Source organism: Bradyrhizobium sp. OK095 (genome assembly GCF_900109945.1).
In the GTDB taxonomy this organism is placed as follows: Bacteria; Pseudomonadota; Alphaproteobacteria; order Rhizobiales; family Xanthobacteraceae; genus Bradyrhizobium.
Window position 1 is genome coordinate 1 of record NZ_FOBX01000020.1, and the last position, 15354, is coordinate 15354.

General features: G+C 63.0%; 1 protein-coding gene. It reads right to left on the minus strand.

Translation table 11 applies throughout. The features are described 5' to 3' along the window. On the minus strand, positions 1-14615 hold a 14615-nt coding region (locus BMW89_RS34495), incomplete at its 3' end, for an SDR family NAD(P)-dependent oxidoreductase (protein ID WP_143062880.1). Positions 14616-15354: the final 739 nt, after the last annotated feature.

The following is a 15354-nucleotide window of genomic DNA, read 5'->3' on the forward strand; positions in this document are numbered from 1 at the left end:
ACAAGCGCAGGACGCGACCGGCTCACCACGGCAGCACGCGGCTCAGAGGCCCGCGCAACATACTCCTCGATCACAACATGCGCGTTCGAGCCGCCGAACCCGAACGAGCTGACGCCGGCACGTCGTGGCAGGTCGCGGCCCTCTTCGTCCTGCACCGGCCGCCAGGCCTGTTGCTCCTGAACGACATAGAACGGGCTCTCGTCCAGTTGGAGGTACGGGTTCAACTCCTCCGCGTGCAGGCTCTTCACCAGCGTCTTGTGCTGAAGCTGCAACAACACCTTGATCAGCCCTGCAACCCCGGCAGCAAGCTCCAGGTGACCGATGTTGCTCTTCACCGTACCCAGGCCGCAATACGCACGCCCTGCCGCCGAGCCTCCGCTCGCCTCGAGCAACTCCCCGAACGCACTCTTCAGCCCGTTGATCTCGATCGGATCGCCAAGCTCCGTTCCGGTGCCATGTGTCTCGATATAGCCGACCGTCCGCGGATCGATCCCGGCCTGGCTGTAGACCGCCTTGAGCAGCTCCGCCTGCGCCTTCGGATTCGGCGCCGTCGGCGATTGCGCCCGGCCGCCGTGGTTCTCCGCGCTGCTCCGGATCACCCCATAGATGTGATCCCCGTCCCGCTCCGCTGCGGAGAGCTTCTTCAGCACCAGCATGCCAATGCCTTCCGCTCGCACAAAGCCATTGGCATGCCGTGAGAAAGTCTTGCAGCGGCCGTCGACGCTCAGCATTCCCATCTGGCCGAGACTGATGTGCATGTCCGGCGTCACCAGCGTGTTGACACCGCCGGCAATCGCCATCTCGCAGCTGTCGTTCCTCAGCGCCTGAACCGCGCGGTGCACCGCCACCAGTGAGCTCGAACAGGCAGTCTCGATCGGCTCGCTCGGACCATGCCAATCCAGGAAATAGCTCATCCGGTTCGGACCGAATGACGGCGTCAGCCCTGTCGTGCTATAACTGTCGAGCCCAACACCTGCCCGCGCAACCAGGCGACCATAGGTGCTGTTCCCGGTTGCCACCAGGATCGCCGCCCGGCTACCCGCGAGGCTGGCCGCCGAATAGCCGGCATCCTCGATCGCCTTCCAGATGTAGATCATCAAGAGCCGCTGCTGCGGATCCATCAACTCCGCTTCACGCGGCGAGATGCCGAAGAACAACGGATCAAACTCGTCGATCCCATCGACGAAGCCGCCCCATTTGACATTGGTCTTGCCGGCCTCCATGAGCGGGTCGCCATAAACCTCCCGCCAGTCCCAACGCGCCTTGGGAATCTCGACGATGCAGTCCCGCTCGTCGATCAGGTTACGCCACAGCGCCGCCACGTCCTCCGCCATCGGAAAGCGGCCACTCATCCCGATCACCGCGATGCCATCGACTTCGACCATCGCTGGTTCGGTGTTCTGGTCGGCCACGCGCCTTACCGCAGCCGACCGTTCTCGCCGCATCCGGCGCGGACGCGCTCGCAGCGGGGCGGCATCCACATCCCTCGCTTCGGGCATCGCCGGCTCGGCGCCAGCGGGGGAAAATCTTGCGGCAAAAACTGTGCGATGGTGCTTCACCAAATAGCGGGCGAGATCACCCAGCGTCAGATGCTCGAAGAAGATCGCCGGCGTCAGCTCAAGCCCATAGAACTGGTTGAGCTGATGCGATAGCGCCGTGAAGCTGATCGAATCAAATCCGTACTCGCTCAGCTCGCTGTCGACATCGAGCGCCTCCGCCTTGACCTTGATGAGGTCTGATACAACCCGAAGCAGCGAGGCCTGGACTTTCTTGAGGAGCTCCCCTTCCTCATCGATCGACAGGTTGCGCAAGGTAGAACTTGCGGAATCCGTGCGCTTTGCCGGCACCGGCCGCTCGCCTCCGGTCAGACGCGCACGTGCTTGCGTGGTTCTTTGCCGAACCACCCCGTCGCTTTCCGCTATGACAATCTGCTGCCCAAGCGCACGCCCCGCCATCGCCGGATAGGAGATCGATCGCAACCCCTCCTGCTCCAAAGCCCTGCGCCAACCTTCTTCAGACAGGCACGGACTGCCTGGCAGCCGCAATGTTCCGTCCGTGTACAACCACCATCCGTCCAGGAGCCCAAAGGTTAAATGGGTGAGCAAGCTCTTGCTGGTGATCTCGTTGAGCAACAGCAGCCCGTTGGTCCGGAGTGCCGCTTTGACGTTGCGCAGCGTTCGACGGATGCTCCGCGTCGCATGCAGCACATTCGTCGCAATCACGACATCGTAGCTGCCCGCATCGATGCCTTGTCCCGCGAGCGGCTTCTCGATATCGAAGATGCCATAGTCGAGATAAGGGTGCTCCGGCCCATAGACCTCTCGCGCATGCTTCAGGAATGCCTGCGACAGATCTGTGTAACGATACTCCTCGATGTTCTCCCCATATGGCTTCAACCGCGCCAACACCCGTGCGCTGGTGCCGCCGGTCCCAGCTCCGACCTCGAGAATGCGAAGCCGCGCCGAGGGTTCATGCTTCAACCGCTCCTCGACAAGGGCCACGACCTTCCCGGCAAGCGCCTCGTTGAAGTAGTCCGCAACCGGATTGTCCTTGTAGATCCCCTCCACCAAGGCCAGCGAACCATTCGGGAACATCACGTCCGTCGCACGCACCGCGCCACCGAGAATACCTGCAAGTGCGCGCAGCGTGGTCTCGACCAGCCTCACCTGGGTCGCGATGGCAGGATCCGTCAGCCACTCAACCTTGCGTATCTCCCATTCGCGCCAGCCCGCTTCGGCCGCAGGCGCGGTGCCCCCGACCGGGACGTACCACTCATCGTCCTGCCTGAGATGGCCGTGCGCGGTGAGAATGCTCAAGCTCTCATCCAGCCAGCGATCATAGGAAGCTCGCAGCCCAAGCCCGGCCCTGATCGCTGCGATGTCGGTCCGCGAGCTCAAGGGAAAGCCCGCGGCAATCAGCTGGGTCCATAGCAACCGGCCGGCCAGCACCTCCATCTCCTGCAACGACGCGCGCCCTTCAAACAGCTCGCTCCCTGCTGGCTGCGTCGGGTGCGCCTGCAATTCGGCAGAAATTGACGGCAGCTCCGATCGGTAGACGCGAAGCACTTCATCCGGCACCACGAAGTCTTTCAACAGCCTCGGCGCGCCAACCGTCTTCACAAAGGCCAGCTGGTCTTGCGGCGCGCCAAGCAGCACGTCCAAAGCCGCCATGCCTTCGTCGGTCTCGATCGAACCCAGTCCCGACCGCGCCATCCGCGCCCGATACTCTGCCGTCGCGGCAATCCCGATGTTGCCCCAATAACCCCAGTTCATCACCTTGACCGGGCACGACCAGGCCCGCGCCAGGGCATGAGCAAAAGCGTCCTTGAAGCTACAGCCTGCCGCGTAGTTGCCCTGCCCGGCCGGCATCTCGAAACTCATCGCGGACGAGAAGAACAGCACGAAGTCCGGCTGATCCTCGCGGAACAGCTGTGCCAGCCGAACACTGACATCCACCTTGGCGGAAAGCACCGCGCAGAAGTCCGCCTCCTCCATCCGTGCGAGGCTCCTGTCGCGCAAGACAAGTGCGGAATGAACCACACCGTGGACTTGCGCGTGCTCCCGCTTGATCCGCCCATAGGCTCGCTCCAACGCCCGACGATCGGTCGCATCCGCCTCGATATAGAGGGGAGCGGGGCCAAGCTTCGCCAGTCGATCCTGTTCGGCCTGGATCGACGCGTCGTGCGGCCGCCGGCCGATCCATACGATCCGCGCCTGATAGTGGCGGATCATGGACTCGCTCCATGCCGCGCCGATGCCACCAGCACCACCGATCACCACATAGACGCCTTCCCGCCGGTACAAGGCTCCTTTCGTCCCAGACAGATCGCTCGGCAGCAGAACGCGGCGATGCCATTCTCCACTCCGGTATCCCCAGCCCTTGCCTTGCGCATCCGCCGGCAGCTGCAAGACCTCGTCCAGCGGACAGTCCTCGCCGGATGGGACGTCCACAAGCCGCACCCGCCAGTTCGGATGTTCCTTGGCTAGCGAACCAATCAGGCCATGCACGCTCGCATGCGTGGGATCGATCGCTTCGCCACGATGGATCGCCTGGCTTTGCGTGGTGATCACCGTAAGGCCCAGCACCCTGCCGCCGTAGCCCAGGCCCAGCACCGCCTTGATCAAACGGAAGCACTGCACGACACCGAGCTGCTGGTCCTCAATGATCTTGTCATCCGATATCGATTCCAATCGTCGCTCGGGCGCCAGCCACACGACGTGATCGATCGGGCCCAACGCGCGCAGCTGTTCGCCGATCGTCTCCGCCGTAGCCTCAGGCGCGATCTCCAACTGATGTCCGTCAGGATAATGCTGGCGCAATGCCGCCCGCCGCGCCGGCGTACCGCCGACAATCACCACACCATCCGTTGGCAACGGCCAGCTCGTATCTGCCGCTACCGCAACCGCCTCCCACACCGGCGTCAACGTCACCAAGCGGCTCCCGGCTTCGGCATCCGCTTCCGCCCCGGCCAGCTCGCAGGTCGCAGACCGCGTGCTGAACCCACGCAGTTGGACGCAAACACGCCCCGCTTCGTCGCACACGTCGATGTCCAGCCTGTCGGAGCCCTCATCCTCCCGGCGAACCCAGGCAAAGCCTCGCGCCGGACAAGCCGACACGATCAGAACCTCTTCCAGCGCAAACCGCAGCAATGGCTGCCCAACCGCGGCTTCATCTCTCGCACGCAGGCCCACGCCGGACTGCAGCGCCGCATCCATGATACCGGGATGCAGCACATAGTCGTCCAACGTCTCTTCGAAACTTGGCGGCAGCTCGAGCCGCACCAAAATCTGCGCCCCTCCCGCCTCGTCCAGCCCCGCCAAATCCACATCCGCGATACTGCCGACCGCCTCCACGACGGCGCGACCCTGACTGTGGATCACCCGTTCTTCGCCACCGCCTCGCACCGCTCCGCTGTAAATCTCGTAGTCGATGCTGCCATCTTCTGCCGCGAACAACTCGATATGCAGATCAAGGCCATCCGGCCCCACCACCACAGGCCGCAGCCACGCCACCCGCTGCAGCCGCCTCCCCTGTGGCCCGGCCGCGCCGGCTGCAGCCTCGACCGCCGCTCGCGCCATCTCCAGATGGGCAACTTCCGGCAGAACCAGCGCACCATCCACCATGCGCAGATAGGGTTCATGCCCGATCAGCTTCGTGCTGAATCGCTGCGCCGAGATATCCGACGTGTTCCGGTGCAGCAACGGATGCAGCACCGCTCCGCCTGTGCCATTTGCCGCCCTTGCAGGATTTGTCGACGTTGCAGCCTGCGTCCTCTGCTCGATCCAGTGCCTGTCCTTGGCAAACGGATAGGTCGGCAGCGAGATCCGGCGCGGCCGGGTCTCGCCGTACAGACGTTCCCAGCCGAACGACGGCCCCTTGACCCATAGCTCGAGCAGCTTGGTGTACCGGCCTTGTTCAATCCACGTTGCGGCGATCTGCGCCATGTCCTCGTCGGCAAAGACCGCAAGCGTGTCCTTCTCCCGCCGCACCTTGCCCTGATAAAGCTCCTCGATCCTGCTCTCGCCAGCCAGATAGGCCTTCAGCCTCGACACCAGTTCCGCCATCGAGGCCGCCGTCAGCGCCAGACGGCTATCCATCGCATCGCGCCCCACTTGCAGCGTGTAGGCCACATCGGCGAGGTCATCGTCGCCAAGCGAACGCTGCGCGATATCGGCAAGCAGCTGCTCCGCCTGCGCCTTCAACCGCTCCTCGTCCTTCGCCGACAGCACTATCAGCGCCGGCCGTGATGGACTCACCGCGATGCGAGGACGCTCTTCGGCCCGCGGCAGGTATTCCTCGATCACAACATGTGCGTTCGAGCCGCCAGCCCCAAACGATGACACCCCGGCCCGCCGCGGCAAATCACGGCCCTCTCCATCCTGCAGGGCACGCCAGACCTGCTGCTCCCGCACGATGTAGAACGGGCTTTCCTCCAGCTGGAGGTACGGGTTCAACTCCTCGCAATGCAGGCTCTTCACGAGCGTCTTGTGCTTGAGCTGCAGCAGCACCTTGATCAAGCCAACAACACCGGCCGCGAGCTCGAGATGCCCGATGTTGCTCTTCACTGTTCCGAGGCCGCAATAGGCCGAACTGACCGCAGAACTCCCGCTCGCCGCCAGCAAGTCGCGGAACGCACTGTTCAGCCCGTTAATCTCGATGGGATCGCCCAGCGCCGTCCCGGTGCCGTGCGCCTCGATATAGCCGACCGTCCGCGGATCGATGCCCGCGCGCTCATAGGCCGCTTTCAGCAACTCCGCCTGCGCTTTCGGATTGGGCGCTGTCAGCGATTGGGCCCGGCCGCCATGGTTCTCCGCGCTGCCACGGATCACACCATAAATGTGATCCCCGTCGCGCTCCGCCGCGGAGAGCTTCTTGAGCACCACCATGCCGACGCCTTCGGCGCGCACATAACCGTTGGCATGGCGTGAGAAAGTCTTGCAGCGGCCGTCGACGCTCAGCATTCCCGCCTTGCCAAGGCTGATGTGCATGTCCGGCGTCAGCAGCGTGTTCACCCCGCCGGCAACAGCCAGCCCGCAGCTGTCGTTCGCCAGCGCCTGAACCGCCCTATGCACCGCCACAAGAGAGCTCGAGCAGGCTGTCTCGATCGACTCGCTCGGACCATGCCAATCCAGGAAATAGCTCATCCGGTTCGGACCGAACGACGGCAGCAATCCTGTTACGCCATACTCATCGATCGCCGCACCCGCCCCCGCGATCAGCCGGCCGTAACCGTTATTCCCGATCCCCGCCAGGATCGCGGTCCGGCTGCCCGCGAGGCTCGCCGCCGAGTAGCCGGCATCCTCGATCGCCTTCCAGATGTGGGTCATCATCAGCCGCTGCTGCGGATCCATCAGCTCCGCTTCGCGCGGCGAGATGCCGAAGAACAGCGGATCGAACTCGTCGATCCCATCGATGAAGCCGCCCCATTTGATATTGGTCCTGCCGGCCTCCTTGAGCGGATCGCCATGGAGCGCACGCCAGTCCCAGCGCGCCCTCGGAATCTCGACGATACAGTCGCGCCCCTCGACCAGGTTGCGCCACAGCGCCGCCACGTCGTCCGCCATCGGGAAGCGCCCGCTCATCCCGATCACCGCAACACCGTCGAGGCTGGCCGTCGCCGGCTCTTCGCCCGTCTCGCCGTCCACAAGCCTGACCTCGGCGAACCGCCCTCGCCGCTTGCGGCGCGGCTGCGCTTCTGCCAGGTCCGGGGCATCTGTCTCCCTGGCCTCGATCACAGCCGGTTTCACGGCGGGCGCGAACCTTGCAGAGAGCACCGCGTGCTGCTGTTGCACCAAGTAGCGCGCAAAATCTCCCAGCGTCGGATACTCGAAGAAGATCGTCGGCATCAGCCCGAGCCCGTAAAGCTGGTTCAGCTGATGCGACAGCGCCGTGAAGCTGATCGAATCAAAGCCGTACTCACTCAGCTCACTGTCAAGATCGACATCCTCGACCTTCACCTTGATGAGATCGGATACGGACTGCAGCAGCGACGCCTGTACCTTCCGAAGAAGATCTGCCTTCTCATCGATTGATTGCTTGAGCGGAGTTGAGCGAGCGATCGAAGCCACGCGCGGTGGCGATGCAGCCTGTTCAACTGGCGTCCGCGACGGACGCGGCTGCTCGCTGATTTGCCGAACCACCCCATCGCTTTCCGCGACGATGATCTGCTGTCCCAGCGCATGCGCGTCCGCCGCCGGATAATCGATCGAGCGGAACCCCTCCTGCTCCAAAACCCTGCGCCACATCTCCGCAGTCAGGCACGGGCTGCCCGGAAGCCGAAGCGCCACATCCTCGGACAGCCACCATCCATTCAGAAGCCCGAAGGTCACGTGGGTGAACAGGGTCTTGTCGATGATCTCATTGAGAAACAGCAGACCATTGGTCCGCAGTGTCGCCTTGACGTTGCGCAGCGTGCCGCGGATGTTCCGCGTCGCGTGCAGCACATTCGTCGCAATCGCGACATCGCAGCTGCCCGCCTCGATGCCCTGCCCCGCGATCGGCTTCTCGACATCAAAGATGCCGTAGCCCAGATAGGGATGCTCCGGCCCATAGGTCTCTCGCGCATGCGTCAGAAACGCCTGCGACAGATCCGTGTAACGATACTCTTCGATGTTCTCCCGGTAGGACTTCAACCGCGCCAGCACCCGTGCGCTGGTGCCTCCGGTCCCAGCTCCGACCTCGAGCAGCCGAATCCGCGCCGATGGTGCCTGCTTCAACCGTTCCTCGACAAAGCCCGCCACCTTGCCGGCAAGCGCCTCGTTGAAGTAGTCCGCCACCGGATTGTCCTTGTAGATCCCCTCCACCAAGGCCAGCGAGCCGCTCGGGAACATCACGTCCGTCGCACGCACTGCGCCACCGAGGATGCCGGGAAGCGCGCGCAGCGTCGTCTCAACCAGCTTCACCTGCGCCGCGATGGCAGGATCCATCAGCCATTCACCCTTGCGGACCTCCCACTCCTGCCAGCTCGCCTCTGATGCGGGCACCGCCTCCTCAACCCGGGCATACCATTCACCGTCCTGCCTGAGACAGCCGTGCGCGGTGAGAATGCTCAAACTCTCTTCCAGCCAGCGATCGTAGGAATCTCGCAGCCCCAGCCCGGCCTTGATTGCCGCGATGGTCGTCCGCTCATCTGTTGGAAAGCCCGCGGCCAGCAGCTGAGTCCACAGCAATCGGCCGGCCAGCACCTCCATCTCCTGCAACGCCGCACGCCCGTCCAACAGCTCGCCTCCTGCAGGCGGTGTCAGGTGAAGCCGCAAGGCGGCAGAAATTGACGGAATCTCCGACCCGTGAACGCGAAGTCGCTCTGAGCCCGGGTCTTTCCAAGCGCCAAGCGAGCCCGTCGTCTTGATAAACGCCAGTTGGTTCTGAGGCGCCCCAAGCAGCACGTCCAAAGCCGCCATGCCCTCCTCGGCCTCGATCGAGCCCAGCCCCGATCGCGCCATCCGCGCCCGATAATCCGCCGTCGCGGCAATCCCGATATTGCCCCAGTAACCCCAGTTCATCACCTTGACCGGGCATGGCCAAGCCAGGCCCAGCGCATGCGCAAAGGCGTCCTTGAAAGTGCACCCGGCCGCGTAGTTGCTCTGCCCGGCCGGCGTTTCGAAACCTAGCACGGACGAGAAGAACAGCACGAAATCCAGAGGATCTTCGCAAAACACCTGCGCCAGTCGCACGCTCACGTCCACCTTGGCCGCAAGTGCCGCGCAGAAGGAAGCCTCCTCCATCCGCGCGAGACTCCTGTCGTGCAAAACAAGCGCGGAATGAATCACGCCGTGAACTTGCGCGTGCTGCTGCTTGATCCGCGCATAGGCTCGCTCCAGCGCCCAACGATCGGTCGCATCCGCCTCGATATAAAGGGGCGCGGGACCAAGCTTCGCCAATCGATCCTGCTTGCTCTGGATCTCGGCGTCATGCGGTCGCCGCCCGATCCACACGATCCGCGCCTGATAGCGGCGGATCATGGACTCTGTCCACGCCTCGCCGATGCCGCCAGCACCGCCGATCGCTACATAGACTCCGCCCTTGCGGTATAAAATGCCCTTAGCGTCCGGCAGATCGCTGGACAGCAGAACATGGCGGTACCATTTCCCGTTCCGATAGCCCCATCCCTTGCCTTGCGCATCCGCCGGCAGTTGCAAGACCTCGCCAAGCGGCCAGTCCTGGCCCGATGGCAGGTCCACAAGCCGCACGCGCCAGTTCGGATGTTCCTTGGCAACCGAACCGATCAGGCCATGCACGCCCGCATGTGTCGGATCGATCGCTTCGTCACGATGGATCGCCTGGCTTTGCGTGGTGATCACCGTAAGGCCCAGCACCTTGCCGCCATAACTCAGCCCGAGCAGCGCCTTGACCAGACGGAAGCACTGCAGGACGCCGCGTTGTTGATCCTCGATAATCCGATTGTCTGAGAGAAATTCCGTTTGCGGCTCGGGTCCCAGCCACACCAGGTGGTCGATCGGGCCCAACGCGCTCAGCTGTTCGCCGATCACCTCCGCTACCGCCTCGGGCGCGATCTCGAGCTGATGCGCGTCACGATAATGCCGGCGTAATGCCTCCCGCTGCGTCGCCGTCCCGCCGACAATCACCACACGATGCGTGGACCGCGGCCAGCTTGCATCCGCCTTGACCGCCACCACCTCCCACACCGGCGTCAACGTGACCAGGCTGCTCTCGGCTTCTCCCTCCGCTTCCGCCCCGGCCGGATCACCGGTCGCCGTCCGGCTGCTGAACCCGCGAAGCTGGACGCAGATGCGACCCGCTTCGTCGCACACATCAATGTCCAGCTTGCCAAGCCCTTCGCCTTCTCGGCGTACCCAGGCAAATCCCCGCGCCGGACAGCCTGAGACAATCACCACCTCCTCCAGTGCAAACGGCAGCGAAGGCTGTCCCGGCGCTTCACCTCGCGCGTCCAAGCTCGCACTGGCCTGCAGCGCCGCATCCATCACGCTTGGATGCAACACATAGTCCCCCAGCGTTTCGGCCACGCAGGACGGAAGCGCGAGCCGCGCGAGAACCTGCGCCTGCCCCCCTCCATCCACCCCCGCCGACAAACCAAGGACCCCGTGAAACGACGGACCGTAATTCAATCCCTGCGCAGCAAACCGCGCGTAACAATCCTCTGCGGAAACGCGTTGATCACACCTCGCCTGTACCCGCGCCAGATCAACCTCACCGACACTGCCGATCGCACCGACGACCGCGCGCCCCTGGCTGTGGATCACCCGCGCGGCGTCATCGCCTCCCACGACCCCGCTGAAAATCTCGTAGTCGATGCAGCCGTCATCGTCCGACGTGAACAATTCGATATGCAGATCGAGGCCATCCGGCCCGACCACGACGGGCCGCAACCACACCACCTGCTGCAATCGAATGCCATGCTGCCCGTGCGCACCGACCGCAGCCGCAACCGCCGCTCGCGCCATCTCCAGATGCGCCACGCCCGGCAGAACCCGCGATCCCGATACCACGTGATCCCGCAGGTGCAACTCGTCCCCGCTCAGCCGCGTACTGAACCGCTGTGCCGAAAAATCCGAGGTGTTCCGATGCAACAACGGATGCAGCAGGAAACTGCCGGATCCGCTCGCAGCCGCGGTCGCGGGCGGCCCGCGATCTCCAGGACTCTCCTCGATCCAATACCGCTCCTTCTCGAAAGGATAGGTTGGCAGATTGATCCGGCGTGGCTTCGCTCCCTGGTACAAGCCGTGCCAGTCGAATGACAGTCCCCTGACCCAGAGCTCCAGAAGCTTGCGGTGCTTGCCAAGCACCATCCAGCTCGCCACAACATCCTTGAGCTCTTCATCTTCGGCGAAGATCGCAATGGCATCTCTGTTCTGCTTAACTTGACCCAGATAAAGATCGTCGATCCCGGTGGTGCCAGCCAGATATTCCCGCAGCTTCGCCTGCAGCACCACAATCGAGCTCGCTATCACACCGAGCCGGATCTCCATCGCGTCGCGGCCAACCTGGAGCGTGTAAGCAAGATCCTCGAGATCGGCGTCTTGAAGGCTGTATTGATCGATGGCCGCAACAAGCCGCTCGGCTTGCGCCTTCAAACGGCTCTCATTCCGTGCCGACAACACGACGAGCACAGGATGGGGGACATTCGCGAGGCTCGGCGCATCATGCCGCGGCGCCACGTATTCCTCGACGATGACATGCGCATTGGTACCGCCAGAACCAAAGCTGCTGACACCGGCGCGCCGGACTTGCTGCCCATCCCGCAGCTCCCAGGCGCGCTCCTTTTCGGCTACGTAGAAGGGGCCCGCCGCCAGTGAGATGTGCGGATTCAACTCGCTGAAGTTCAAAGACGCAGGAATCTTCCTGTGTCGAATACAGAGAAGAGCCTTGAGCAGCCCTGCCAGCCCCGCGGCCGCCTCGAGATGACCGATATTGGTCTTGACCGAGCCCAGGCCGCAATACGGCCCTTCATCCTTGTCGCCGCCTGCAATGGAAGATCGAGCAAACGCCTCCATCAAGCCACGCACCTCAATGGGATCTCCCAATGACGTGCCCGTACCATGAGCCTCGACGTAGCCGATTGATCGCGCATCGACGTGTGCCGTCTTGAGCGCCTGTTCAATCAGATCCGCCTGACGGGCAGGATTTGGAACCGTCAGCCCCGCGGCGCGGCCTCCGTGATTGGTTGCAGAGCCTTTTATGATTCCATGGATCCGATTGCCTTCGCGCACGGCGCTATGAAGCGGCTTAAGCAATACTGCGATCGCCCCTTCGCCGCGGACATACCCGTTTGCGGAGCTGTCGAAGGTCTTGCATTTGCCGTCGGGCGCCAGCATTCCCGCCTTGTAATAAGCGATGCTGTTCGCCGGATGGCACATGATGTTGATGCCGGCGACCAAGGCCTGGCTGCATTGCCCAGTCGTGATGGACCTTGCGGCCTCGTGGAGAGCGACCAGCGAACTGGAACAGGCCCCATCAATCTGGATGCTGGGACCGTTCAGGTCATAGAAATAGGAAAGTCGATTGGCCAGGATGGCCATCGACGTCGCCAGGCCGAAATGTCCGTCGATGTGCTCCTGCGCGTTCGACAGCCGGAGCTGATAGTCTGAGCCGCTCGCGCCGACGAAGACTCCCGTCTTCGTGCCCGCGATCGACTGCGGCGCCTGCCCCGCATCCTCCAGACATGCCCAGGATAATTGCAGCAGGACTCGTTGCTGCGGATCCATCAGCGCCGCATCCCGGGGAGAGATCCGGAAGAAAGCAGCATCGAACTTGTCGATATCCTGCGCGAAGCCGCCGATATCGATGCCCTGGTGCGGCCCTTGCGGGTCGATACTCGACGGCCATGTCCAGCGCCAGGAAGGCAGCCGGCTGATCGCGTCGCGTCCCTCGTCCATGAGTTGCCAGAACTGCTCCGGGTCGGTGATGCCGCCGGGCAGCAGGCACGCCATCCCGACCACGGCGATGTCATAGGCTCCATCATCGGTCGAACGATGGTCGAATTGCGCGATCTCAGCCTCGCTTGTCCTGACGAATGCTTCATCCGGCTCTGCGACAATGGCCTGTTTCGCAGCATCCACTCTTTCAGCGTTGCCCGACCGAGCGCGCACGAGCTCATTGACCCGCGAAATGATCCGCTCGCACGTGTTGTGTTCAAAGAAAAACGCAGCGTCCAGCGCGATGCCAAAGCGGGCCCCGATGCGTTCATTGAGATCCAGCAGGTCGGCTGAATCGAGCCCGAGCTCGAACAGCGGCTGAGCCGGTTCGATCTGGTCTGGTGCATCCTTCTGCAGAATTGACGTCACCGCTTTGACGACGAAGGCGCCCACATCCTCGGCGGCCGCGGCCGGGTTCGTGACGTGCTCGACTTTTGCCTCGTTGCGGCGCCGCCGATGGATATCGTAGGTGACCAGGACGCCCGATCCCAGGTTTACGGTGTCCGACGGACGGTAATCCGCGACAACATCCACGATCGTCGCGCCGTGCTGTTCGTGGAATCGCAAGACGGTGTCGACGAGCCGCCCGCGCTCGTTTCTCAGGGCGACGTATTGGTCCAGCGGAACTTCGGCGTGCTTGGCGTAGTCTTTGCACCGCGTGATGCCGACGACCGTGTCGACCCCCGGCAAGACGGCGCAATATTGCAGCATGAACTCAAGCAGCTGATCGCCATAGCTCTGATATTGCGCTTCCGGCAGAACATTGATCGCGAGCAGTTGAACGATCGAGCCGCTCTGCTGGTTGAGACGGTGGACGTCCAAGGCCGTCGTGCCCCTGAAGTCCGTCGTCTGAACACGCTGGGAATAGACGACCCCCAGCACATCGCCATCGGCTTGCAGGGCCAACTGTCCTTCCCGGAACGTCGTCAGACGTCTCCTCAGGATATCGGTCGGCATTTGCAGCCCATGCGGCCAGCATGCCGTCTCGAGCTGAATCAGAGTCGGCAAGTCGCTTTCATCGGCAAACCTCACGCGATAGCCGCGCGCCTTGAACCGACCCAACGTCAGATCGGCAGCCGCCTGAGACTTCGGATAGCGATGAAACGAATCCGGTTCGGGAACCAAACCGCCTTGCGCCAACGACATCAGAAAGCGATCTGCGGGAGGGAGCGCGCGGGAGAGGCCGGCCGACGCTTCCGCAGTCGCGTGCAATCCCGAAATGATCACACCGTGCTTTCGGACCAACCCCAGCCAGTCCCGGGTACGATTGAGCAGGGATTCTACCACGGCGGAAATATCCGCTTCATCGCGGTCGACGTTCGCAAATCTGGCCTCGCCCTCAGTCGGCCACGCGGCGAGGACGTAGAGTGCGTTTTCGGGATCATCGATTGCACACGTCCGTAGCGCCGCGACGATCTGCTCCGGCTCGTGGACTGCGCCTTCCAAGAGCAGCAGGTCGATATCTTGTCCATCGACAGCCGCATCTTCCGGCTGGCCACGGCTCCCGCAGATCCCCACCACCCTTAATGGGGCAGCGTCGAGCATTCGACCGCGCAACGTCTTCTTGACGACATCCTGCCATCTCTTCAGCGCGCGGCCGTCGTCACAGGCGAGATCCACGATATATTTGGGTTGATCAGAGACCGGCCCGGTGTCGAAAATCGACAGGATGACCCGCTCCAGATCAGACAGATAGTCGTCGATTTCCGCAGGATTGATCATCGGCTCCGGTCCCGGAGGCGCGCGCTTGCAGACACGCGAACGCCAATTGCGACCAGCACGACATTCGCGTCATTTCGCGCGGTATCTCGTGCTGACGCTACGCTATTGGTTGGGAGGCTCGCCTGCGTGGCATCAGCCAAGGCCTGCGACGATTGGACGGAAAGGACGCACATGTGGTCGATGGCTCAACCGACTTGGGAACACCAGACATGAGTTGCGTGTGCGAGGCGGTTTAAGGCGGATAGCAGCCACATGGCCCGTCAATGACGGGCCATCGGGGCGCAGCGTGACGCCCGGCGTCGATGAAGTCCCCAAACTTGCGTCCGTTGCGGCATCTTCTGACACCGAAATGAATTGCGGGAGCCGGTTCTGTAGGATCGACTCGCCACCGTGTCCCAGTCGATGTTCGGTCGCCAGACCGGGCCGGCGCGTTCTCATTCCTGGCTTTCTTGCGCAGGATGCATCGAGATGCGCGCGGGCACCATGCGCGAGCCGGGACGAATTCAGGAGGCCGGCTTTCTAACTGACCTTGCACACAACAGCAGCCAACGCGGACCGCTACTAACGGCTCTTGCACAGCCTTGCACGAAACTTCGATCACACGCTTCACCGCAGCCATTTGCGAACATCGATGAATACAACCAATATGTGCAATCTTTCTCTAGGCGTCAATTCGTTTTCATACACGTTTAACGATAGTGTGGCTTTCGCGTTCGGTGCGCACAAACTATGAGCGACG